Source organism: Nocardia sp. NBC_00881, from assembly GCF_045207455.1.
Taxonomy (GTDB): Bacteria; Actinomycetota; Actinomycetes; order Mycobacteriales; family Mycobacteriaceae; genus Nocardia.
The window spans coordinates 493,754-517,237 of the sequence record NZ_CP108798.1 but is presented as its reverse complement, the minus strand read 5'-3'; the positions used below and the strand labels follow the sequence as shown (position 1 = coordinate 517,237).

The window sequence follows — 23,484 nt, the reverse complement described above, 5'->3', positions numbered from 1 at the left end:
AGGCGGAGACCAATGACTCGGACAGGACCGCAGGAGTGACGGGGCCTTTTGTGGACGACATGGTCAACGGCATGCCTCGACCCGTCATCTCCGACCCCAGGCGCACGAGCGTCGAGATCCATGACCATCTGCGTCGGCTCATCCTGGAGGGCCTCCTGCCGCCGGGCACGGAGCTGAAACAAGCCGAACTGGCCCGGGCATTCGACGTCAGCCGCACCCCCCTGCGCGAGGCGTTCCGGATGCTCCAGGAAGAGGGGCTGATCGACGCCGACATCAATCACCGCGGCCGGGTGACCTCCCTGGATGCCGCCGACCTCGACTGTCTGTACGCCGCGCGGATCTGCCTCGAAGGGATGGGGGTGCGTGTGACCGCGGGGCGCCTGACCCGCCAGGAAGTGCAGGAGGCGTCCGCTCAGCTGCACGACATGGACCGCGCGGAGCGGGGCGCGGATCTCGCGGCCTGGCACGAGGCTCACCGCGCTTTCCACCTGCTCCTGGTCGCCCGGTGCACGCCCGCTGTCCTGCGCACCATCGCCTCCTACGGCGAGCGAAGTGAGCGCTACGTCCGGGCGGCGCAGGAGCGGCACCAGGACGAATACGCGCAGCGCCGCCAAGAGCACTACGACCTGTTCGCCGCAGTCGTGGCCGGCGAGCCGCACCGGGCCGCCCGGCTCATCGCGCGGCACCTGGCCCGCACTGCGCACTGGGTGATCGAGGACATCGCTCCAGGACAGGAAGCCCGCGATGTCCAGGAGGCGACGGACATGATCTGCGGCCCCGAACCTGAAAAGGTCGGAAATGATTCCCCCTGAAGCCTGGACGCCAAACCAGCAAAGGTGTACACACTTAGGGGGGTGGGTCCGTTGCGACGCGGGTCCACCAGAATCATGAGGAGAGTGCACATGTTGCGTGTCAAAGGTCTTCTGCACTACGGACTCCAAGTGCCGTCGCTGGAGGCGGGTGAGAGCTTCTACAGCGCGTTCGGGCTGGAGACGGTGGGGCGTGGTAACGCGGTGGTGATCCGCTGCGATGGCCGGGAGCAGGACCAGACGGTGCTGATGGAGGGGCCGGTCAAGCGGCTGCACCACGTGGCGTTCGCCGTCGAGCCGGGCTCCCTGCCCGAGTGGCAGCGCCACCTGGAAAGCCTCGGCCTGAAGCTGCTCGACGCGCCGGCCGACGTGCCCGGCGGGCTGTGGCTGCGCGATCACGAGGACAACCTGATCAACCTCCGTGACGAGGGGATCGCCCCCTGGCGCGACTTCGGCACCACGGACGCGCAGGACGCCAACGTCGGCGATCGTATTCGCCGTGTCGACCAGGCGCGCTGGCTCAACGCGAACGAGAAAACCCGCCCTCAGCGCCTCGGGCACATGCTGATCTTCAGCACCGATCTGGACGCCTCCGAAGCCTTCTACGCCCGCACCCTCGGGCTACGCCTGTCCGATCGCATCCGCGGGATCGCGTGCTTCATGAACTCCGGGCCTGGTGACCACCACGTTTTCGGCTTCGTCCCGGGAACGCACCCGGGCCTGCACCACTCCAGCTGGACGGTGGCCGACATCGACCAGATCGCCATGGGTGCGCAGAACATGGCCGCCGCGGGCTACTCCAAGGGCTGGGGCCTGGGCCGCCACACCCTCGGCTCGAACCTCTTCCACTACATCCAGGACCCCTGGGGCAGCTGGATCGAGTATTCCGGTGACATGGACTGCATCACCGAGAACTGGACGCCGAACAACTGGGACTGCCCGGCCGCCGTGTGGAGCCCCGACATGCCGGCCGACTTCATCACCAACCTGGAACAGAAGCCCGCCTGACGTCGTCGGCCTGTTTAGGAGGCGACGGCGAACCAGGCGAGAAGCGCATTCGAAATGTCGGCGACCACTGGTGGTGGCGCGCCAGAAACGTTGATAATCGCGTGTTGTCGGCACTGTGACAAACTGCTTGCGCCGTGAATCGCCGCTGTTGGTCCCGCCGTTCCGTTGGCCCTGAATGGGCGCCTTCGTCTGGTTTCGGCTCGATCGTGTCGTGGAGGGTGTCAGCAATCGCCGCATGGAATTGTCCGGAGTGCCGCGCGGCAGCCGCTTCCGGCTAGTGGAGCGGCCGATGTCGCGCTACGCGCGTTTCCAGCTCGATATTTCGTCGACGTTCATCGGCGATACGCTGGGGGCTGGCGAAAGGCGAACGCATGTTGGCTGGCGTCCAGAAGCATGCTGGTGGGATAGCACTCGGCCGATGAGCGAGGACGATCCGCTGCGGACGCGCCGTGAGGTGGTAAAGCCCGTCACGGCGGAGTTGGCTGCCGCTGGTTTCGAGGAGCCGGTGGAGATCGGGCGCGGTGGTTTCGGTGTGGTGTACCGGTGTACACAGGTGGCGTTGGACCAGACGGTGGCGGTGAAGGTTCTGACCGCCGAATTGGACGCCGACAACCAGGCGCGGTTCCTTCGGGAGCAGCGGGCGATGGGCCGGATGACCGGGCATCCGAACATCGTCACCGTATTGGAGACGGGTACCACCGCCAGCGAACGCCCCTACCAAAGCACAATCGGTACCCGACCGATCAAGGTGCTGTGCGTCGGCTGCCAGATGGCCTCGCTGCAAGGGGATTTCCAGTCCGCGGCCGTCCTCCTGGAACAGGCACGAGTGCTCGCCGCACAGGCCACCACCCCGCAGATCCAGGCGCGCCCTCCGTGCGGGTCGCCGACCGCGGCTTCTCCTCCGAGGCCGACCATCGCTACCTCCGCAAGGGCGGCGGACCGATAGCGGGTTTACAGAAGCGACGGCACCGGAGTACGACGCATGCTGAGCTCCTGACCGAATCGAGACTTGGAGGAAATAGTGGCTCTGGCCGTTTGCGCGATCATCGGGGTTTTTTTCTGGGGATGGGAGGCTATGCGCTGGCCGCACCTGCCGCGCTGATCCGGCCGTTCGGCATCATGCTCACCGAACCGCGCGCACGTTACGAGGTGCGCGCGGTCTACGGAGGCTTCGGCCTGGCGATGGCGGCCGTGCTCGCCGTGGCGGCGCTGGACCCCGGATCGCTGCGCTCTGGGATCATGGTCGCCGTCGGCGCGGCGCTGGCAGGCATGGCACTGGGGCGGGTACTTGCTGCTGCGCTCGACGAACGAACGGCTTTCTACCCCAATTGGTTCTACTGCGCGGTGGAGGCGATCGCAGCCACGGCGCTGTTTCTCACCGCGTAGCGGTTGCTGCGCTGGACTTTCCGAACTTTTTCAAGGCAAGGTAGCCAGCCGATACCAGCACCGCCCACACCACGCCGACCACAATCGCCGTGCGCCCGCTCTCGGTGAAGAACAGCAGCACGACCACCAGACCGAGGAAGGCCAGCGCCAGCACGGTGGTGTAGGGCGCGGCGGGAAGTCGGTAGTCGCTCGCGGGGAGCTCACCGCGAGCGACCTTGGCGCGGTAGAGCAGGTGGCAAACCAGGATGATGCCCCAGACGAAGATGATGCCGATGGTCGACACCGAGGTGATGTAGGCGAACGCCTTGTCCGGGGAGATGATGTTGACGATCACGCCGATCACCATCGCAGCCGCCGACGCGGTGATCCCGGCGTAAGGCACCGCGTTCACGCTCAGCTTGTTCAGCCGGGCAGGCGCCTCGCCGTGCAGCGACAGAGTGCGCAGCATGCGGCCGGTCGAGTAGATCCCCGAGTTGCAGGACGACAGCGCCGCGGTGAGCAGGACGAAGTTGATGATGCCCGCCGCACCGGGAATGCCGATCTGCTCGAACACCTCCACGAACGGACTCTTGCCCGCGTGGAAGGTGCGCCAGCTGGACACCGACATGATCACCACGAGCGCGCCGACGTAGAACAAGCCGATGCGCATCGGCAGCGTGTTGATCGCCTTGCGCAAGGTCTTGCGCGGTTCCCGGGCCTCCCCCGCCGTCACGCCAACCAACTCGACACCGACATAGGCGAACAGCACGATCTGCAGCACCAGCAGCGACTGTCCGATGCCGTTGGGGAACACGCCGCCCTCGGCCCACAGATTGGTGACTGTCGGGTCGGCGGCATGGCCGAAACCGAACAGCAGCACGCCGATGCCGAGCAGGATCATGCCGACGATCGCGGTGACCTTGATGGTGGAGAACCAGAATTCGCCCTCACCGAACAGCCGCACCGAGATCAGGTTCGCACCGAACATCACCGCGAGCACGACCAGCGCGGTGATCCACGGCTCGATGTCGAACCAGTACTGCACATACTTGCCCGCGACGGTGATCTCGGCCATGCAGGTGGCGACCCACACGGCCCAATACGACCAGCCGGTCACGAATCCGGCGAAGCGGCCGAGGAATTCGTGCGCGTACTCGGCGAAGCTGCCCGAGACGGGGCGATAGGTCAGCAGCTCTCCGAGCGCCCGCATGATCACGAAGATGGCGACGCCCGCGGCCAGATAGGCCAAGATCAGGCCGGGTCCGGCCTGCTCGATCGCACCTCCCGCACCGTAGAACAGGCCGGTGCCGATCGCGCCACCGATGGCGATCATCTGGATGGTGCGCGGGCTCAGCCCCCGGGCGTAGCCTTCCGAGTCGCCGGTGTCCGCCGGGCTCAGCGGCCCCGCCTCCTGGGCCTGACGGTCGGAGGCTGTCATAGTGCGGTCCTTCCCCTCTTGTCACAGCGGCACCGGGATCGTCGCTCGCTGCGCCGACCGCATAGCGTCGGATCATCGCCTGTTCGGCATCGATCAGCTCGTCACGCTACCGGCCCGCGCCGCCGCGCGCCCGCCGCTCCGGACCGACCGCCCGCCCCTTCCAAGCCTTTCCGCCCAACCGCCCGACATGCCATCATCGGTGTCAGCACTGATGATGGCGGCGAGGACGGGCTACAGCGAATGACCGGCACACTAGCGTGAACCATGCGACTCGAGCACCGTCGATGATCGAACAGCCCACCCGGTGGCCGCGACTACGCCGCTACGCCCTCCGTACGGTTGTCGCGTTCGTCGCGGTCGTCGCCGTCCTGATCGGCGCGGCGTTCGCGGCGACGACGGTGCTGCACATCCCCTCGCCACCGACACTGCTGCGGCTCACGACGACGCCGCCTTCCAACCAGGGCGAACTATTCCCGAGCCGCACCGTGGCCGCCTCCCCCACCCCGCGCCCCTTGCCCGTCGCGACCGCGCCGCTGCCGGCGACGGTTCCGTGGCGCGGATCGCGAATTTCGGTCGCACAGTTCCTCGACACCACGCACACCAACTCGTTCCTGGTTCTGCGCGGTGGTGCGCTGACCCACGAGTGGTACCGCGACGGCATCGAGGCGACTACGCGCCATTCCTCATGGTCGGTGGCGAAGTCGGTCGTGTCACTGCTGACCGGCCGGGCCATCGACGCGGGGAAACTGCGCGAGGACGACCGGCTGGTGGACATCCTGCCCGAGCTGGCCACCGGCGGCGAATACGACACCATCACCATCCGAGACCTGTTGGACATGACCTCCGGCGTCGACGTCGCAGAGAACTACAACAAGTACATGCCGCTGACCGGAACCGCCCGGATGTATCTCACCGAAGATCTGGCCGGCTTCGTCCACTCACACCGCGGCCTCCGGTTCATCCCGGGGAGCGCGGGCGAGTATCGCAGTGTGGACACCCAACTGCTGGGCATGGCGCTAGCCAAGGTCGAGAGGCTACCGCTGGGCGAATTGTTGCAGCGCGACATCTGGGGTCCGATCGGCGCGCAGGACGACGCGCTGTGGAACCTCGACCGCGCCGGCGGACAGGAGAAGGCGTTCTGCTGCCTCAACGCCACCGCCCGCGATTTCGCGAAGATCGGCAGGTTGGTGCTGGACGGCGGGCGGGCCGGCGACGCGCAGATCGTGCCGCCCGCATGGCTCGACCGCATCCGCATTCCGGCGCCGCACCAGGTCGGCGACTGGCGCTATGGGGCGCAGTGGTGGCACCCCACGGGCGGAAACGACCAGGAAATCTCAGCAGTCGGGGTCTATGGGCAGTACATCTACGTAGACCCGCTGAGCGGCACGGTCATCGTGAAACTCAGTGATCACGGGACAACCCAGGACGAGCAGGAGACCGTCGACGTGTTCCGTGCGATCGCATGGAGCTGAGGCGGCACGCGAAATACGCCGGACTCGCCGAGCGTTGGGACTGGCGATCGCACCTTGGAGGAGACCCATGATCGACGTCCCGCTGTCCGTACTGGATCTCGCGCCGGTGCAATCCGGCCGCACCGTCGGCGAGGGACTCGACGCGACCACCGAATTGGCGCGACGCACCGAGGGGTTGGGCTATCACCGCTTCTGGGTCGCCGAACACCACAACATGCCGGGCATCGCCAGCTCGGCGCCGAGCGTGCTGCTCGCCCACCTGGCGGCCGCCACCTCGACCATCCGGGTGGGTTCCGGCGGGGTGATGCTGCCCAACCACGCGCCGCTGGTGGTCGCCGAACAGTTCGGCACGCTACACGCGCTGCATCCCGGACGGGTCGACCTGGGCATCGGGCGGGCGCCCGGCACCGACCAGGCGACCGCCCGTGCGCTGCGCCGGACCGAGGACGGATTGTCGGCGGAGTCGTTCCCCCAGGAACTGGCGGCGTTACTCGGCTACTTCCGCGGCTCCGATCCCGGTGGCATCGCCGCGACACCGGGCCGTGGCGAGGAGCCGGAGGTCTGGCTGCTCGGCTCCAGCGGCTACAGCGCCCAGGTCGCCGCGGTGCTCGGCCTGCCGTTCGCCTTCGCCCACCACATCAGCCCGGCCAACACCGAGTCCGCGCTGGCGCTCTACCGCGAGTACTTCCGGCCGTCGGCACAGCTGGAGCGCCCGCGCGCGATGGTCGCGGTGGCCGCGATCTGCGCCGACACCGACGAGCGCGCCGAAACCCTCGCCGTGCCCCGCGACCTCGCCTTCCTGAACCTGGTGAGCGGCAGGCCGCAGGCGCTGGCGAACCCGGAGCAGGCGGCCGCGTTCCGGCCTTCCGAGCGCGAGCGCGTATTCATCGAGCAGCGCAGGGCCGGACAATTGCTCGGATCGCCGGAGACCGTGCGCGCTCAGCTGGACGACCTGCTGCGGCGCACCGAGGCCGACGAGTTGATGATCAACACGCTGGTCTACGACATCGACGACCGCGTCCGCTCCTTCGAATTGATCAAGGAGAAGGTCGCGGCCTGACCACCTCACCTCAGCCGGATAGCGGCGCACCGAGCGACGCTCGTGCAGCACCCGCAAGGCCGGGTTCTCTTGGGCGGGTTCGACCGGTTCGGGGTCGCGGTAGCGCTGCTGCACGGCTCGCGTCAGGGTCAGCATGGTCTGCGTCGTAGTCGTCATCCTCCCGCGGCGCTCGGCTCGCCGTCCGCAGCCTGAGCCGAAACGCAGGTAGCCTGAGTAAGGTAATCCTAATAACGCCCACAATTGGAGGTTCCCTATGGCACGACCCCGCACCACCCTCACGGTGCAACGCACTGAATGGCTGACCCCGCACCTGATCCGCGTCCACCTCGGCGGGCCTGGTTTCGCCACGTTTCGGCCCAGCGAGTTCACCGACTCCTACGTGAAGTTCATCTTCCCGCGTGACGGGAGCGAGGTGGTGCGCACCTACACCGTCCGCTCAGTGGATCAGGCCGCCGGGGAGATCGCCGCGGACTTCGTCTTCCACGGCGCGGAGGGAATCGCGGGACCGTGGGCGGCCTCGGTACAGCCGGGCGAGACCATCGACCTCTACGGCCCCGGCGGCGCCTACACCCCGCGCTCGGACGCCGACTGGCACCTGTTGGCCGGTGACGAGGCAGCGCTGCCCGCCATCGCGACCGCACTGGAGGCAATGGACACCGACGCGACCGGGCTCGCGTTCGTCGAGGTCGCCGGCCCCGACGACGAGCTGCCACTGAAGAAGCCGGACGGCGTCGAGCTCACCTGGCTGCACCGCGGCGTCCGCCCGCCGGGCGAACTGCTCGCACAGACCGTCCGCCAGGCGCCGTGGGCGCCGGGGCAGGCCCAGGTCTTCATCCACGGCGAGGCGCAGACCGTCATGCACGAGCTGCGCCGCTACGTGCGCCGAGAACGCGGCGTGCCCGCCGAATGGGCCGCGTCGATCTCCGGCTATTGGCGCCTCGGTCGCACCGAGGAGGGCTTCCGGCAGTGGAAGGCCGAACTCGACACGACGGAGTCCGCGGCGGCCGCCTCGGCCAACAGCTGAGCTACGCGACCCGCGGCGCCCGGGGGTGGTATCCACCTGAAGACATTGCCGCCCAACGCTATTCAACGATCAATCCTCGCAGCCGCAGCCAAGCTCCCGAGTGGCGCCTTGCGCCGATCAGCCAGCGCCTGAGCTTCGATGACGTCGGCCACGGCACGGCTGCCACCGAGTCGTGGAAAGGCGCCGTGCACCAGATCGCCGTACCGGTTGCAGGTCGGTCGGCGCGCCACCGACATCGATGCCGATACCGTCCACGGCGATCCAGGTCTCCAGCGGTCGGCGCCTGCGGTATACCGGCGAGTCGGTGAAACCCGAGGTGTGGGCGGCGATCGCGTCCCAGATCATGTCCACCCTCCTGTCGGTGACACCGTTGTCCTCCAGGAACTGTGCGGCGAAGTCGGCGCCGTCGAACTCGAATCCTTGGTCGCCGCGTGCGATGTCGGCCAGGCCGATGTCGCGCAGTGCGCAGATGAGATACATGGTCTTGTCGTCGTAGTCGAACGTCATCGCTCGCCTCCATGAACGCAGTCTCGAGCCCACCCGGCAAGGACACGTCTCCCACAGATCCGGACAGGCCGGATGCCGGCTCGCCCTCACCGACGATGATCAGGGCCTCGCGGCGGCGAGCCGCAGGAGGGCAGTAGTGGCCCTCCGGCGGCTCGCCGGATATCCGAGACGAACTCGTGCTACTGCTGGGGCGCGCGCAACGCGTCCTCCACGAACTTCGTGGTGTACGTCTCGGACAGGTCGATGCGATCGCGCACGGGCCGCACGTTCTTCGAGTACTTGCCGAGAATATCCAGAACGTTTTGCGCGCCTTCGAGTTTCATCAGCCCGTCGCCGTTGAACATGCCGATCGAGTCGCGGATCGACTGGACGTAGAGGTCCTTGCCCGCGCTGGCATACTGCGACGGCATCTTCGCCGCGATCTCCTCCGGCGTGTGCACCTTGATCCACTGCAATGTCTGCACGAACGCCGCGGCGAGCTTGCGCACGATGTCCGGATGGGCATCGATCGTCGCGCAGTTCATGTACAGCGAGGACGCCGGATACAACCCGCCGAGCGCCGCCCTGGTGCCTGCTTCGGTGCGCATGTCGACCAGGACTCGCGCCTCGCCGGAGTTCACCATCTGCGCGACGGTCGGGTCGGTGGTCATGCCCGCGTCGATGCCGTCGTGGTTCATGCCCGCGATGAACGTCTGGCCGGCGCCGACTTTCACCCGCGTGTAGTCGGCGGTGGACATGCCCTCCTGACCTGTCAGCGCCTGGGTGAGGAAGTCGGTCGAGGAACCGAGCGATGTCACGCCCAGATTCTTGCCGCGCAGATCGGCAAGCGAGGTGATGGACGCCGCGTCCGCCGCCGACACCAACTCGACCTCGCCCGGTACGTCGGACAACTGCACCACCGAGCGGATGCACTGATCCTTGGCCTGCAGATCGATGGTGTGGTCGTAGAACCCGACCACGCCCTGCACGTCGCCGGTGAGCAGCGCGGTTTCCGCGGTGGCGCCGGACTGCTCGCCGAGCAGCTTCACGTCGATGTCGTTGCGTTCGAAGAAGCCGAGCTGCTGGGTGAGCATGGCGGGCAGATAGATCACCTTCTCCAGCCCGCCGACCATGATGGAGATCTGCGGTCGGCCGTCGGACATCGGAATACTTCGGGAATCCCGGCATCCCGTGGCCAGCAGCAGCGCCGCGACCGCGACGACGACAAACGTCAGATGCTTGCGGTGGCTCATGGTCAGATCCCGTGGTTCGAGGTCGCCTGCGACGGACGCCATTTCAGCAGCCGATTCTCCGCCATACCGATCGCCCACTCGGCGATCAGCGCGATCACCGTGATGATGATCATGCCTGCGTAGATGCCCGCCGAGTCGAAGGTGCCCTGGGCGTTGCTGATCAGCAGGCCCAAACCCTTGCTGGCTCCCGCGTATTCACCTACGACCGCGCCGATCAGAGCGAAGCCGAAGGCGGTGTGCAGGCTGGACAGAATCCAGGTGGTGGCACTCGGCAACACGATGGACACCAGCACCTGCCGACGGCTTGCACCGAGGATGCGGGCGTTGTTGATGACATTGCCGTCCACCTCACGTGCACCGGTGAACGCGTTGAAGAATACCGCGAAGAACACCAGCACCACGACGGTCGCGACCTTCGAGCTCAACCCGAGACCGAACCAGATGATGAACAGCGACGCGAGCACGATGCGCGGAACCGCATTGAGCGCCTTGATGAACGGCGCGAGTACGTCGGCCCAGTACCGGCTGCGGCCTAGTAGCACACCGAGTACGACGCCTGCCACCGTGCCGATCGCGAAGCCGAGCACCGCCTCCTGCACGGTGGTGTAGATCTGCAGCCAGACCGAGCCGAACTGGGTTCCGTCAGTAAACCATTCGACCAGACGCGCCCAGATCAACGAGGGCTTGGAGTAGAAGAACGGATCGATCCATACCGACGCGGTGAGCTCCCACGCCCCGAGCCACAGTGCCACCAGCACGGCGCGCAGGCCCCAGGTCCGGACGCGGGCACGCCGGACACTGGTCCGAACCCTGGCGAGGATCTGCTCCTCGGTCTCGTTCTCCACCACCGGCGTGACGGCGCCGTTCTTGTCCAGCACGTCATGCGACACGGGAGGCTCCCTTCGCTCGAGCCGCCTCGACCTGGTCGCGCAGCGTTTCCCAGATTTCTTTGTAGATGTCGCGGAACTCGGTGGTGAGCCGCACGTCCTCGACACTGCGCGGCCGCTCGAGCCCCACGGTGAAGTCGCCGCAGACGGTGGCCGGGCTCGCGGTCATGACGACAACCCGGTCGGCGAGCACGATCGCCTCCTCCAGATCGTGGGTGACGAAGATGACCGCGGCACCGGTGCCCGCCCAGACTCGCAGGAGTTCGTCCTGCATGAGCTGGCGGGTCTGCACATCCAGCGCGCTGAACGGCTCGTCCATCAGCAGGATTTCCGGTCCGTTGACCAGTGTCTGCGCCAGCGCGACGCGCTTGCGCATGCCGCCGGACAGCTGGTGCGGGTAGTAGCCCTCGAACCCGGCCAAGCCCACCTTGCGCACCCACGCCGAGGCCTTCACCCGCGCCTCGGATTTCGACGCGCCACGCAAGCGCGGGCCGAGCGCTACGTTGTCCAGCACGCTCTTCCACGGCAGCACCGCGTCCTGCTGGAACATGTAGCCGATGCCGTCGGGGATGCCGTGCACGTCCTTGCCATACACCAGTGTCCGTCCGGCCGAGGCCGGTTCCAGGCCGGACACCAGGGAGAGCGTGGTGGACTTGCCGCACCCGGTCGGGCCGACGACGGCGACGAATTCGCCGGGGCGCACCTCGAGATTCAGGTTGCGCACAGCGGTGTGGATGCCGCCGCCGCTGCCGGGGAAGCGCTTCGTCGCGCTCCGCAGCTCGATCAGTGGTTCAATCATTGCTTCCTACTCCTGCGAGATCGGGATAGGGCGAACGTACGTGTCCCGAGTCACACCTCGGAGCTTGTGCGCACAACCGCCACAAACACGGGATTCGCAGGTTTTGCGCATTCTGCTCACGCTGCGGGGAGTGGTCTGACAAACTTCGCCCGCCTCGGACCGCGCCGGGTCGAGCGAAGGCGAGGCAGCCGCACAACAGGCGCAGCCGGACGAAGTCCGCCCTCGGACCGCGCCGGGTCGAGCAAAGCCGAGACAGCCGCACAACAGGCGCAGCCGGACGAAGTCCGCCCTCGGACCGCGCCGGGTCGAGCGAAGGCGAGGCAGCCGCCTATGCTGCGGCCATGGCCACTGAGCGCGTACGGGCCGTGCGGTTGCGAACCCAGGTTCTGCTTTTGCAGATCGTGGTCGTCACGCTGACGCTCGGTGTCGCGTTCGCGGTGTTCGGTTACCTCACCGAGCAGCGGCTGCGCGACGCATACGGGCAGCGCGCGCTGGCCATCGCCCGCACCGTCGCGGCCGACCCGGTGGTGCGCGGCGAGGTGAGCGGGTACGCGCCCGGTGTGGTTACCGCCGACCCGGAACTGCACAGGGAGCTCGCCGCGGGGCCGCTGGAGCGGATCGCGGTCGACACGACGCAGCGGAACGAGGCACTGTTCGTGGTGATCACCGACGACGCGGGCATCCGCCTCGCGCATCCGGACCAGAACCGGCTCACCGAGCACGTCAGCACCGACCCGTCCGAAGCGCTCGCGGGCCGGGAGGTGATCGACGAGGAGCGAGGCACGCTCGGCGACTCGGTGCGGGCGAAAGTTCCTGTGCTGGAACCTGATTCGACGCGTGTCGTGGGCGCGGTGAGTGTCGGCATCGCTACCGACGCGGTGCACGATCAGCTGCTGGACGATCTGCGCACCGCGGGCATACTGGTCGGTGCCGCGCTGCTGGTCGGCATCGCCGGTTCGATCCTGCTCGCCCGGCGCTGGCGCGGGCTGACGCTCGGGCTCGAGCCCGGCGAGCTCGCCGAACTCGTGCGCGGTCAAGCCGCGGTGCTGCACGGCATCGGCCGGGGGGTGCTCGCCGTGGATTCGTCCTGGCGTACGACGTTCGTCAACGACGAGGCGCGCAGGCTGCTCGGCATCGGACCGGACATCGGGCGACCGGTGGACGAGGTCGGCTTGACCCCTCGCGTCTTGGAAGTGTTTCGCGGCCTCGACGAACAACCCGCTTCCGCGACGGTCGGTTCGCATATCGTCATCGTCTCCGCGCGGCGGGTCAGCCGCGACGGGCGCGATCTCGGCGCGGTGCTCACCGTGCGTGACCGCACCGACGTGGAGTCCCTGACCAGGCAACTCGACGCCGTGCAGTCGATGAGCACGGTGCTGCGCGCGCAGCGGCACGAATTCTCCAACAAGATGCATTTGATCAGCGGCCTGCTGCACAGCGGACGCGTCGAGGAGGCGTCGCGATCGATCGACGAGCTGATCGGCGCGGGACCGCTCGGCGCCGCGACACCGGGTATCGATGCCATTCACGACGCCTACCTCCAGGCGTTCCTGGCCGCCAAGGCCGCGCATGCCAGGGAGAGCGGCGTCGAACTCGTGCTCGGTCCGAACACCTGGGTGGAGGGCAGCCTCGCCGACCCAGTGGACGTGACGACGGTCCTGGGCAACCTACTCGACAACGCGATAGAGGCAGTCCGCGCCTCCGGCCGTTCACTGCCGCAGGTGGAAGTCGAATTAGTGCAAGAGGATTCGACATTGCACATCACCGTCGCCGACAGCGGTGACGGTGTCGCGCCCGAGCTGGTCGATTCACTCTTCACCGAGGGGACTTCGACCAGGGAGGACCACGGCGTCCCTGGCGGACGTGGGGTCGGCCTGGCCCTGATCCGTCAGATCGCGCGTGCCCACGGCGGCGACGTGCGTCTGTCCAGCGCCGGCGGCGGCGAACCACCGCTCACCGGCGCCGAATTCATCGCCCGCATGCCCGGAGTGCTTGTCGACAGCGAGGTGCCATGGCCGCAGCAGATCTGAAGGTTCTCGTCGTCGACGATGACTTCCGGGTCGCGAATCTGCATGCCGGAATCGTCGACTCCATCGCCGGTTTCACCATCGCGGGTACCGCCAACACCCTCGCGACCGCGCGGGAACGCGTCGCAGCAGAGCCGATCGACCTCGCGCTGGTCGACGTCTACCTCCCGGACGGTTCCGGCATCGACTTCGTTCGCGAGATCTTGTGCGACGCCATGATTCTCACCGCGTCCGCCGAGAGCGACACCGTGCGGGCGGCCATCGCGTCGGGCGCGCTGGCCTACCTCGTGAAGCCGTTCCCGCATACCGAGCTGGCCGCCCGGCTGGCCGCGTACGCCCGCTATCGCCGCATCCTTGCCGTACCGCAGGTCGACAACGCTCGGGTGTCAGCCGCGCTCCATGCGCTGCGGCCCGCAGCAGCCGCCAGTATTCCCGCCGTGGTCGGCTCCCCCACCAAAGACCTTGTCCTGCAATCCATTGTCGATGCGGGCGCACCCTTGTCCGCGGGCGAGGTCGCCACCGCCATCGGCATCTCGCGCGCCACCGCGCAGCGCTATCTGGCCACCCTCGTCACCAGCGGCGCGGTGCGCATGGGCCTGCGCTACGGCAGCACCGGCCGCCCCGAGCAGGAGTACTCCGCCGCGCCCCAGCGGTGAGTCACCACGCACCGTTCACCAGCGATCGACGACCGACGGGAACCGCCGTGCGTACGGCTCGTACGGGTGTGCGCCGCGCTCATCACGTCGCTGATCAGCCGATACAGGTGCGGGTGCAGCGCTGGACCATGACACGTGGGCCCCCGCGACACTTGCCCCTTCGATACTGATGATGACGGCCGACAGCGTGGCGCACGGATCGAAGTCTCCGGCGAACCCGCCCGGGTCGGCGGCCCACCGCGTCCTCGTCATCGGATCGGTGGGCAGCTGGGCGATGGCTGCCTGGATCACCGGCGCCGACAGCTCCACCCCGGACCGGGCCACCGCGCTCGCGTGGCCATCGGAAACTCCTGCCGGGTCGCCGCGGCGTCGCCGGAGCCGCAGGTCGAACAGTCTGCGCGCGAGCGGTCTGCGCTGCCGAACCGGTGTTGTCAGGAGCGAAGAAGCAGCCATATCTCGACGGGCGCGGCGGATCCTGGCGCGGTAGCGTCAGCGCATGCGCAGCCTCGAAGTCGCCATTATCGGGTATGGCTTGGCCGGGTCGATTTTCCATGCCCCATTCATCGCCGCCGAGCCTCGGATGCGGGTAGCTGCTGTGGTCACGTCGTCGGCGGAGCGTGCCGCACAGGCGCGGCGCGAACACCCGGGCGTGCGTGTCGTGTCGCACGCCGACGATCTGTTCACCGAACCAGCGGGGCTCGATCTCGTCGTAGTCGCCACGCCCAACCGGTCACACGCGCCGTTGGCCGCGCAGGCGCTCGACGCGGGACTGCCGGTGGTGGTCGACAAGCCGTTCGCAGTCTCGGTGACCGACGCGGAGGCCGTGGTCGCGCAGGCCGAGCAGTCCGGCCTCGCGCTGTCGGTCTTCCAGAACCGGCGCTGGGATGGTGACTTCCAGACCGTGCGCGAACTCGTGGAGACCGGAAAGCTCGGCCGGGTACGACGGTTCGAGTCGCGATTCGAACGCTGGCGGCCGGTGCCGAAGGGCGGCTGGCGGGAGGTCGGCTCCGACGAGGACGGCGCGGGTATTCTCCTCGATCTCGGCAGTCATCTGGTCGACCAGGCCGTGACGCTGTTCGGCCCGGTGCTCTCGGTGTACTGCGAACTGGACCAGCGGCGCGAGGGCGTGCGCAGCGACGACGATGCCTTCGTCGCGCTCACCCATACTTCCGGCGTGCGCTCGCACCTGTGGATGAGCGCCGTGGCGCCCCAACTCGGTCCGCGTTTCCGGGTTCTCGGCTCCGAGTCCGGGTTCGTCAGCTATGGACTCGACCCGCAGGAGGACGCGCTGCGGTCCGGCCGCCGTCCCGGCGATGGCGCACCATGGGGCACAGTCGAACCCGAGCACTGGGGGCTGCTGGGCGCCGAACCGGACACCGTGCCGACACCGACCGCTCCGGGCGACTACCTCGCGTTCTACTCCGCGATGGCCGCGGCGCTTCTCGACGGCGCGCCCGTACCGGTCGACCCGCGCGACGCCGTCACCACGCTGCGTCTGCTGGCCAAGGCGCGGGAATCGGCGGACACGGGTGTGACCGTGACCGCCTGATCTGGTCACCTCCACTGCTACTCGATAACGTCGGCACCTGGTGTCGACGGCATCGCGTCGACCACTCGGCGGAGAGGACATCCGAATGGGTTCAACGATTTTCGCGGTACTTCTACCGCTGGCCCTCGCCTTGGTGATGTTCGGGCTCGGATTGACGCTGACACCGGACGATTTCGCGCGGGTGCTGCGGTTTCCGAAGGCCGCGGTGATCGCGCTGGTGTGCCAGATGGTCGTGTTGCCCGCGATCTGCCTCGGCTTGATCTACCTGTTCGGCCTGGACGGCGCGCTGGCGGTCGGCATGATGCTGCTCGCCGCGTCGCCGGGCGGACCATCGGCCAACCTGTTCAGCCATATCGCCGGGGGCAACGTGGCGCTGAACATCACGCTCACCGCGATCAATTCGGTGCTCACGGTGTTCACCATGCCGCTGGTCGTCGCCCTGTCCTACACGTTGTTCCTGGACGGCGAGGGATCACTCGGGCTGCGACCGGACAAGTTCGCCCAGGTCTTCGCCATCGTGCTGGTGCCGGTCGCGATCGGGATGTGGGTGCACCGGCGGTTCACGTCGTGGTCGGAGCGGATGCGCGGCACCGTGAAGATTCTGTCCATCGTGGTGCTCGCGCTGGTGGTCGCCGCCGCGGTGGGCAAGAACTTCGACACGCTCACCGAGAACATCGGCACGCTGGCCTCGATCTGTTTGCTGTTCGCGGTCGCGAGTCTGACCATCGGCTACTTCACACCCCGGTTTTTCGAGGTGGATGCCGACCAGGCGATCGCCTCGGCAATGGAGATCGGCGTCCACAACGGGGCGATCGCGATCGCCGTCGCCGCATCGGTACTCGGCAACGACACCATGGCCGTACCGGGAGCGGTGTACGGCGTGCTGATGAACATCCCCGCGGCCATCGCGGCATATCTGCTGGCCAGGCAGGCGCGCCGGCGCCTGCCCACGCCGGTGCCGAGCGCGGCGGGCTAGCGGCAGGTCAGCGGCGACTACGGGCGATTCGGACACGAACCGGCCCGGTGAGTAGCCTTTCGGAAGTTCGACCCCATTCGAAGGGAGCCAGCTGCGCGATGCAACCGCTCGGTGCGAACGATCCGACGCGGATCGGGGAATACCGGCTGCTCGGCCTGCTCGGCGCGGGCGGCATGGGCCGGGTCTATCTGGGGCGGAACGCGGGCGGGCGCACGGTCGCGGTCAAGGTCATCCGCCCGGACATGATCGATGCCGAATTCCGCGAGCGCTTCCGACGCGAGGTCACCGCGGCACGCCGGGTCGGCGGACGGTTCACCGCGCCGGTGCTCGATGCCGACGTGGACGCCGATCCGCCGTGGCTGGCCACGGGTTATGTGGCCGGGTTCTCGCTGGCCGACGCGGTCGACAACTACGGTCCGTTCACCGAGAACTCGATACTCGTGCTGGCGCACGGGCTGGTCGAGGCACTGGTGGCGGTGCATGGGGCAGGCGTGGTGCACCGCGACCTCAAACCCTCGAATGTTCTCCTCGCCCTCGACGGTCCCAAGGTGATCGATTTCGGCATCGCCCGCGCTGTCGATGACAGCGCGCTCACCACCACCGGAAAGGTCATCGGCTCACCGGGATTCATGTGTCCGGAGCAGGTGACTGGCGATCCGGTGGGCCCGCCGGCAGACATCTTCGCGCTTGGCGGGGTGTTGGTGTTCGCGGCGACCGGCCACGGGCCGTTCGGCGTTGGCGAAACCGTGCAGCTGCTCTGGCGGGTGGTGTACGAGAAGCCGCAGCTCGATGATGTACCGGAACGGCTGCGGCCGCTGCTGGCAGCCTGCCTGACCAAAGATGTCGCGGCACGCCCGACGCTGGACCGGCTGCTCGCCGAGCTGACGGCACTAGGAATTCCCGATCGCGGCGGCTGGCTCCCGGCCCCTGCGCTCGAGGAGGTCAGCAGGCGCGCGGTAGAGCTGCTCGACCTGGACTCCGGACCGGTCGACCGGTCGGAGCCCCCGAAACCCTGGCCGCCGGATCCCGCACGAACCGCCGATACCGTGGTCCGCTCGACGCCACCACCGCACCAACAGCAGTATCCGCGGGGTAGCGACGCCGGACGGTCGGCGCCGACGCAGGGGTGGCGCGGAGGGTCTGCCACACCAGCGTCCACACCACGCCCGGCCCGCGCCGTGTTGATCGCGGGGGCGCTCGTAGTCGGCATCGCGGTCGCGGCTGCCTCGTTCGTGGTCGGCGCCCAGCTGCGGAGCAAGGACTCGAACGGCTCCGACGCGATGACCGATGGCCGCTCCCCGTCGGCCGTAGCGGATTCCACGGGCACACGGACGGTCAGCGGTTCTCCCTCCTCGAAGGTGCCGAAAGCGTTAGTCGGCGAATGGAAAGGGGTTGCCCGCGACAACTTCGCGTCGTTCGACATCGTGCTGACCATCCGGGACGGAAAAGTCGGCGAAGAAGTCGCGGCGTCGTCGAACACCGGCAAGGTGTCCGGTAGCCGCTGTGAACGCGCTGAAACCCTGACCAGCGCCACCAAGACCGAGATCGCCTTGGTCGCGCGGCTTTCCGGCGGTGCGGCCGACTGCCTGGATAACGGGTCCGCCTCCACCGTCAAGCTGCTGCCGGACGGTTCGGTGTCTTACAGCACCTCCGGCTTCATCGGCAACATCGAAGGCGTGCTGCGCAAGGGTTAGTGCGGCGGCGCCCATTTCGAGAGCCTCGTACGCAGGCGGGTAGCGCCACACGCGATGCTCCAGCGCGAGTGAGAAACAGAGCCGGGCGCATGCACGCTGGAGACCGGGCTTGCCTCCACCTCATGGAGCGTGCCGTCGCTGGGGATGGGAGCTGGGACGACTCAATCCATCGACCCGAGGCGGCCTACTCAGGCCGTTTCGTGCCGACGACGCCGTCTTGGCTGGTGGTCGCCGCCCGGAAGGCACGCCGTGAGCGCGGCCGTCCGATGGCGGTTAAGGTGCGGCGGTGGATAGAGCCGAATTTGTCGAGCGCGGTGCCTCCATCGCCGACCGTCTGACGACAACCCAAGCACAGCCGCCGTGGTGGCTGGTCGCCGCCGCCGCGGTGGCCGCGCTCATGCTGGTGGGGTACACCCCGATCTGGCGGTTGACTCGCAATATCGTCACCATCGCGCACGAAGGTGGTCACGCCCTGGTCGCGCTGCTGACCGGGCGCAGGCTCAACAGCATCAGATTGCATTCGGACACTTCGGGTCTCACGGTGTCGAGCGGAAAACCGTACGGTCTGGGGATGATCCTTACCACGATGGCGGGCTATCCGGCACCGCCACTGCTCGGTGTGGGATTCGCGGCGCTACTCGGCGCGAGCCGGATCACATTGATGCTCTGGACCGCCATAGCGTTGCTCGCCGCGCTGCTGATCAAGATCAGGAACATCTATGGCGGCATTACCGTGCTCGGTCTCGGAGCCGCCGTCTTCGTCGTGTCGTGGTTCGGAACCGACACGCTGCAAGCCGGTTTCGCCTATCTGGGCGCCTGGTTCCTGCTGTTCGCCGGGGCGCGACCGGTGGTCGAACTCCAGCGCGGGCGCTCCCGGCAGCAGCGATCCCGGCACCATGACGTCGACTCCGACGCCGACCAGCTCGCCCGGCTCACCCATCTGCCCGGCCTGCTGTGGGTGGTGGTGTTCGTCGCGATCGCGGTGGGTGCGCTGCTGCTCGGGGCGGGGCTGCTCGTCTCCGACATCGCCGAACTCTGCCTTCCGCAGTTGTCCTCCGGCGCCTGCCCCGCGCGCTGACCCGCGCCGCTACCGCCTTCATCGCGCTCGGTGGCGTCATAGCCGCCGCGACCAGCCTCCGGGTCGCGATCGGATCCACCGCCGTGGCACTGCTCGCCAGCTGCCTAATGCTTCCATGGCGACCGTATAGTCTGTAAGTGCCGCTATCCCAGCGCCGCTACCGCGTCCGTGACCAGATCCTCTGGTGTGCGGGTTGCGTCGATCGTGATGCCGTTCTCGTCGGCGGCCAACGGCTCCAACGCCGCCAGCTGCGAATCGAGCAGGCTCGGCGGCATGAAGTGCCCGCGGCGCCCGGTCATGCGGCGCGCGAGTTCAGTTCGCGGCGCGGCCAGATGCACGAAGAACGCCTCGGAAACCCCCGCCCGCAACCGGTCTCGGTAGCTGCGCTCGAGCGCCGAGCAGCTGACCACGCCCCCCTGCTCGGTGTGCTCGGCCATCCACGCGGCCACCGCGTCCAGCCAGGGCGCCCGGTCCGCGTCGTCCAGCGGCGTCCCGGCCGCCATCTTCGCGACATTCGCCGCCGGATGGAAGTCGTCCCCTTCGGCGTACTCGACGCCGAGCACATCGGCCAGCCGGGTGCCGAGCGTCGACTTCCCGGAGCCCGACACTCCCATCACCACGATCACCGGTGCGCCTTCCCGTGCCGGCATGTCGAACTCCTCCCCTGGTGTCCCGAACCAGACCGATCCAGTGTTCGGCCCGGCATATCGGACACCGACACTATCGGCGGAGATCTGGACAACCGACGCAGCGCACCCCACACCGTCGGCATGCTCGCCATAAGGCCCACCATCCTGGCGTCGGTGCTGCCCGGGCTGATCCGGAACCCGCGAGGCAGGGTCTCGGGCTCGATGACGAGCGCGGCTTCCGCCTCGTCACTTCTCCGGACATGTCGAATCAGGCTTTGGCGCCCCCGACTCGAGTTGCTCGGGGTGGTCCAGGCCGCGGCGATTGCCGAAGGCGCAGCGATCAGCGTTTGGCTATCGGCCTCCGTGACGCACCATTTAGTGCGGTTCTCCCACGCGGGGCGGCCGAAGGCTGGACCATAGATTCGTGCAGTCAGATGGGGGGCCGCGTTCTTTTCTGTTGTGTTCAGCGATCCGTATCCGCCACTCAGGAGGAAAAGATCCATGATGACTACTCGGAACTGTCAGCGCTCTGCCCGCACTGCGGCTGTCTTCGTAACGATGGGTGCCGCCCTGGTGTTGGCCGCTGCTCCCGCTCTCGCCGACAACGCTGTCGACATCGCTGGTGTCGAACCGGGCAACGTCGGAGTCAACTACAGCTGCGATGCCTCCGCCGGGGCGACACGCCTGCAGGCGATGGCGGGGGAACCCACCGCGGAACAACCTGCAGCCGCCGGCAACCAGAACGACCTCATCTGTGACGGCACCCAACATGTCGCCACCGTCCCCTTGGCGGGAGCCAACGGCGAGGCGCCACTGCAGTCGGGCAAGGTTGTGCAGGTGCGAGTTGCCTTGACCGGTCAGGACGATGTCGTCATATCCGGGCAGACGAAAGTGCTCACTCTGGGGTGAGCCTTGTCGTTGACTCGAAGGGCGCGGCAGGGCACCTACCCGGCATAGGGTTGGGCACATGACGCCGCTGCAGCGCTATATCGCAGAAGAGATCGCCATCGACCACGCCGACGGCATCCTCACCCGGCGGGAAGCGTTGCGCCGGTTGACTCTGCTCGGCTTCGGGGTCACCGCCGCGGGTGCGCTGCTCGCCGCTTGTACCGGCGGTGACAACGGAATCACCGATTCGGCGCCCTCGCCTGCGACACCCTCGCCGCCGCCCACATCCCCGTCGGCTCCGCCGGGCTCAGCCACCGCGGCCACCACGACTGCCATCACGTTCGGCGGACCCGACGGGAAGCAGCTACAAGCCGCGTGGGCGGCGGCACCGCAGCCGCGCGGCGGGGTGCTGGTCATCCACGAGAACAAGGGCCTCACCGACCACATCCGCTCGGTGACCGGGCGATTCGCGGGTGCCGGATACTCCGCGCTCGCGGTCGACCTGCTTTCCGCACAGGGCGGCACCGCCGCGTTCACTGATCCGGCCGCGGCGACCGCCGAACTGAGCCGCATCCCGCAGGAACAGTTCGTGGCCGACCTGCGGTCCGGGCTCGATGAACTGCAGCGGCGGGTCGAGGGAAAGAAACTCGGCACGACCGGCTTCTGCTTCGGCGGCGGCCTGGTGTGGTTGCTGCTGGCCTCCGGGCCGTCGCCGCTTTCCGCAGCAACGCCCTTCTACGGACCGTTCCCGGGCAACGGTGATCTGTCCGCGTCCAAGGCCGCCGTGCTTGCCATCTACGCGGCGGCCGACACCCGGGTGAACGCCTCCCGCCCGGCCGCCGAGGCGGCGCTGGTTCGTGCGGGCGATCCGCACGAGATCTTCATCGCCCCGGACGCCGACCACGCATTCTTCAACGACACCGGCCCGCGCTACAACGCCACGGCGGCCACCGAAGCCTGGCGCCGCGTACTGGACTGGTACGGCACCTACCTCGGCTGACCCGATTCCGCCCACTGTGCAGGGGCCACAAGCGCCGCGGCACGGCTGCGCGGTCGGCAATAGCGCGAACGGGCGGAGGTGCGTCACAGTGAACTGGGTCCTCGAAAGGAGGCCGCGTTCGCGCGAACAGGACCGGCCCAGGCCGAAGCCGAGGCGGATCGGCCGTGGTCGATGACAACGGACGATTCGACGTCCGCAGACCATCGAAGGTGGACACGCATGAGACAGGTGAACGCCCGCGACCGAGGCCCGCGCGCGGCGATCGCCGCACTTGTGGTCACGGGCGCCGTCGCGGCATGCGCCGGCGGCACCACACCTGCACCGACCCATCTTCCCGGCTCGGCAGGCGTCGGCACCACCGCACCGAGCACCCCGGCGGGTCGACCAGATCTCGACGCTGCCGAGGAGGTGGCAGGCTACGTCGACGTCCCGTGGGGCCTGGCGTTTCTACCCGGAGGCAGCGCGCTGGTGGCCGAGCGAAACACCGGACGGATCCTGCGGCTGGCACCCGGCCTGGCGCCGGAACAGGTGTACCAGCTACCCGGCGTCGCCGCACGCGGCGAGGGCGGGCTGCTCGGGCTCGCCGTCCCACCGGACTATGCCGAAAAGCTTTATGTCTACGCCTATTTCACCGCCGACACGGACAACCGGATCGTGCGATTCCGGCTCGACGGGCCGCCGGAGGTGCTCGTCACCGGTATCGCGAAAGCAGGCAACCACGATGGCGGGCGGATCGCGTTCGGGCCGGACGGCATGCTCTACGCCGGAACCGGTGACGCCGGGCAGAGCGCCCGGTCACAGGACCCGGCGAGCCTCAACGGCAAGATCCTGCGCATGACCCCTGAAGGCCGCGCCGCGCCGGGCAACCCGACGCCCGGTACGCCGGTATACAGTCGTGGCCACCGCAATGTACAGGGGCTCGCGTGGGATCGCTCGGGCCGGTTGTTCGCGTCCGAGTTCGGCCAGGATCGGTTCGACGAGATCAACCTGATCGAACCGGGACGCAACTACGGCTGGCCTGCCGTCGAGGGCGCGGGCGGCGCCGATCGCGGCTACACCGATCCGCTCGTCACCTGGACCACCGCGGAAGCCTCCCCCTCGGGCATCGCGATCGCCGGAGACACCCTGTACGTCGCCGCACTGCGCGGCCGGCGGCTCTGGACGGTGCCACTCCAGGCCGGCGGCCTTGGCGAGCCACGGGCCGCATTGCGCGATCGCTACGGTCGATTGCGCACCGTGGCCGTGGCGCCGGACGGTGCGCTGTGGCTTACCACCTCCAACACCGACGGCCGGGGCGACGTCGGCAGTGGCGACGACCGCGTCCTCCGGTTCCCGGCCCGCTGAGCCGGACTCGTGTCGTTGCCGTCCGCCGTAACCGCGCGTGTC

The 23,484-nt window shown here is 68.0% G+C and carries 22 protein-coding genes and 1 pseudogene; 16 read left to right on the top strand and 7 right to left on the bottom strand.

The window, feature by feature from the left end; genetic code table 11:
• Positions 1 to 71: 71 nt before the first annotated feature.
• The 4 genes and pseudogenes from OH799_RS01835 (at position 72) to OH799_RS01820 (ending at position 3,203) form a co-directional block, all read left to right on the top strand.
• On the top strand, positions 72 to 812 hold the full coding sequence (locus OH799_RS01835) for a GntR family transcriptional regulator (RefSeq protein ID WP_406274778.1): 741 nt from the start codon (positions 72 to 74) through the stop codon (positions 810 to 812).
• A 129-nt stretch (positions 813 to 941) separates the two neighbouring features.
• Positions 942 to 1,817, top strand: coding sequence for a VOC family protein (locus OH799_RS01830; RefSeq protein ID WP_406274775.1), 876 nt, complete (start codon positions 942 to 944; stop codon positions 1,815 to 1,817).
• Positions 1,818 to 2,235: 418 nt separating this feature from the next.
• Positions 2,236 to 2,535: pseudogene (locus tag OH799_RS01825) on the top strand (protein kinase domain-containing protein); the annotation flags it as partial.
• A 347-nt stretch (positions 2,536 to 2,882) separates the two neighbouring features.
• Entirely contained in the window at positions 2,883 to 3,203 is a 321-nt protein-coding gene (locus OH799_RS01820) for a DUF4345 family protein (protein ID WP_406274772.1), read from the top strand.
• On the opposite strand, the gene OH799_RS01815 is transcribed toward OH799_RS01820, so the two are convergent.
• Positions 3,193 to 4,620: an amino acid permease gene (locus OH799_RS01815; protein WP_406274768.1), complete on the bottom strand. Its 1,428-nt coding sequence runs from the start codon at positions 4,618 to 4,620 to the stop codon at positions 3,193 to 3,195. The genes OH799_RS01820 and OH799_RS01815 overlap by 11 nt on opposite strands.
• Positions 4,621 to 4,904: 284 nt before the next feature.
• Between OH799_RS01815 and OH799_RS01810 the strand changes: the two genes are divergently transcribed.
• The 3 genes from OH799_RS01810 to OH799_RS01800 all read left to right on the top strand — a co-directional run bounded on the left by OH799_RS01810 (position 4,905) and on the right by OH799_RS01800 (position 8,176).
• Positions 4,905 to 6,092: a serine hydrolase domain-containing protein gene (locus tag OH799_RS01810; RefSeq protein WP_406274765.1), complete on the top strand. Its 1,188-nt coding sequence runs from the start codon at positions 4,905 to 4,907 to the stop codon at positions 6,090 to 6,092.
• 67 nt (positions 6,093 to 6,159) lie between these two features.
• A complete protein-coding gene (locus OH799_RS01805) occupies positions 6,160 to 7,152 on the top strand; it encodes an LLM class flavin-dependent oxidoreductase (RefSeq protein ID WP_406274762.1) in 993 nt (330 codons plus the stop codon).
• A 253-nt stretch (positions 7,153 to 7,405) separates the two neighbouring features.
• Positions 7,406 to 8,176 (top strand): siderophore-interacting protein, encoded by a 771-nt coding sequence (locus OH799_RS01800; protein ID WP_406274759.1) that lies wholly within the window; start codon positions 7,406 to 7,408, stop codon positions 8,174 to 8,176.
• 117 nt (positions 8,177 to 8,293) lie between these two features.
• Here OH799_RS01800 and OH799_RS01795 read toward each other — a convergent pair whose 3' ends face one another.
• The 4 genes from OH799_RS01795 to OH799_RS01780 all read right to left on the bottom strand — a co-directional run bounded on the left by OH799_RS01795 (position 8,294) and on the right by OH799_RS01780 (position 11,601).
• Entirely contained in the window at positions 8,294 to 8,683 is a 390-nt protein-coding gene (locus OH799_RS01795; RefSeq protein WP_406274757.1) for a hypothetical protein, read from the bottom strand.
• 179 nt (positions 8,684 to 8,862) lie between these two features.
• The gene (locus OH799_RS01790; protein WP_406274754.1) at positions 8,863 to 9,957 is read right to left on the bottom strand and encodes an ABC transporter substrate-binding protein; all 1,095 of its coding nucleotides are present in this window, start codon (positions 9,955 to 9,957) and stop codon (positions 8,863 to 8,865) included.
• Entirely contained in the window at positions 9,918 to 10,805 is an 888-nt protein-coding gene (locus OH799_RS01785) for an ABC transporter permease (protein ID WP_406274752.1), read from the bottom strand. The genes OH799_RS01790 and OH799_RS01785 overlap by 40 nt, the downstream gene beginning before the upstream one ends.
• The gene (locus tag OH799_RS01780; RefSeq protein WP_406274749.1) at positions 10,795 to 11,601 is read right to left on the bottom strand and encodes an ABC transporter ATP-binding protein; all 807 of its coding nucleotides are present in this window, start codon (positions 11,599 to 11,601) and stop codon (positions 10,795 to 10,797) included. The genes OH799_RS01785 and OH799_RS01780 overlap by 11 nt, the downstream gene beginning before the upstream one ends.
• 341 nt (positions 11,602 to 11,942) lie before the next feature.
• Here OH799_RS01780 and OH799_RS01775 point away from each other — a divergent pair, with 341 nt between their 5' ends.
• Positions 11,943 to 13,631, top strand: coding sequence for an ATP-binding protein (locus tag OH799_RS01775; RefSeq protein WP_406274747.1), 1,689 nt, complete (start codon positions 11,943 to 11,945; stop codon positions 13,629 to 13,631).
• Positions 13,613 to 14,284: a response regulator gene (locus OH799_RS01770; protein WP_406274744.1), complete on the top strand. Its 672-nt coding sequence runs from the start codon at positions 13,613 to 13,615 to the stop codon at positions 14,282 to 14,284. The genes OH799_RS01775 and OH799_RS01770 overlap by 19 nt, the downstream gene beginning before the upstream one ends.
• 15 nt (positions 14,285 to 14,299) lie before the next feature.
• Here OH799_RS01770 and OH799_RS01765 read toward each other — a convergent pair whose 3' ends face one another.
• Entirely contained in the window at positions 14,300 to 14,737 is a 438-nt protein-coding gene (locus OH799_RS01765; RefSeq protein WP_406274741.1) for a hypothetical protein, read from the bottom strand.
• Positions 14,738 to 14,780: 43 nt separating this feature from the next.
• On the opposite strand from OH799_RS01765, the gene OH799_RS01760 reads away from it, so the two are divergent.
• The 4 genes from OH799_RS01760 to OH799_RS01745 all read left to right on the top strand — a co-directional run bounded on the left by OH799_RS01760 (position 14,781) and on the right by OH799_RS01745 (position 19,581).
• Positions 14,781 to 15,833, top strand: coding sequence for a Gfo/Idh/MocA family oxidoreductase (locus tag OH799_RS01760; RefSeq protein WP_406274739.1), 1,053 nt, complete (start codon positions 14,781 to 14,783; stop codon positions 15,831 to 15,833).
• Between the two features lie 85 nt (positions 15,834 to 15,918).
• Positions 15,919 to 16,809 (top strand): bile acid:sodium symporter family protein, encoded by an 891-nt coding sequence (locus tag OH799_RS01755; RefSeq protein WP_406274736.1) that lies wholly within the window; start codon positions 15,919 to 15,921, stop codon positions 16,807 to 16,809.
• 98 nt (positions 16,810 to 16,907) lie between these two features.
• The gene (locus OH799_RS01750; RefSeq protein ID WP_406274733.1) at positions 16,908 to 18,503 is read left to right on the top strand and encodes a serine/threonine-protein kinase; all 1,596 of its coding nucleotides are present in this window, start codon (positions 16,908 to 16,910) and stop codon (positions 18,501 to 18,503) included.
• 286 nt (positions 18,504 to 18,789) lie between these two features.
• Positions 18,790 to 19,581: a M50 family metallopeptidase gene (locus OH799_RS01745; protein ID WP_406274730.1), complete on the top strand. Its 792-nt coding sequence runs from the start codon at positions 18,790 to 18,792 to the stop codon at positions 19,579 to 19,581.
• A gap of 143 nt (positions 19,582 to 19,724) precedes the next feature.
• Here OH799_RS01745 and OH799_RS01740 read toward each other — a convergent pair whose 3' ends face one another.
• Positions 19,725 to 20,231, bottom strand: coding sequence for a gluconokinase (locus tag OH799_RS01740; RefSeq protein ID WP_406274727.1), 507 nt, complete (start codon positions 20,229 to 20,231; stop codon positions 19,725 to 19,727).
• 480 nt (positions 20,232 to 20,711) lie between these two features.
• On the opposite strand from OH799_RS01740, the gene OH799_RS01735 reads away from it, so the two are divergent.
• From OH799_RS01735 to OH799_RS01725, 3 genes are all read left to right on the top strand, one after another.
• On the top strand, positions 20,712 to 21,119 hold the full coding sequence (locus OH799_RS01735; RefSeq protein ID WP_406274724.1) for a hypothetical protein: 408 nt from the start codon (positions 20,712 to 20,714) through the stop codon (positions 21,117 to 21,119).
• 58 nt (positions 21,120 to 21,177) lie between these two features.
• The gene (locus OH799_RS01730; RefSeq protein ID WP_406274721.1) at positions 21,178 to 22,098 is read left to right on the top strand and encodes a dienelactone hydrolase family protein; all 921 of its coding nucleotides are present in this window, start codon (positions 21,178 to 21,180) and stop codon (positions 22,096 to 22,098) included.
• 219 nt (positions 22,099 to 22,317) lie between these two features.
• Complete coding sequence (locus tag OH799_RS01725; RefSeq protein ID WP_406274718.1) at positions 22,318 to 23,442, top strand: PQQ-dependent sugar dehydrogenase; 1,125 nt, start codon at positions 22,318 to 22,320, stop codon at positions 23,440 to 23,442.
• The last annotated feature ends 42 nt before the right edge of the window (positions 23,443 to 23,484 follow it).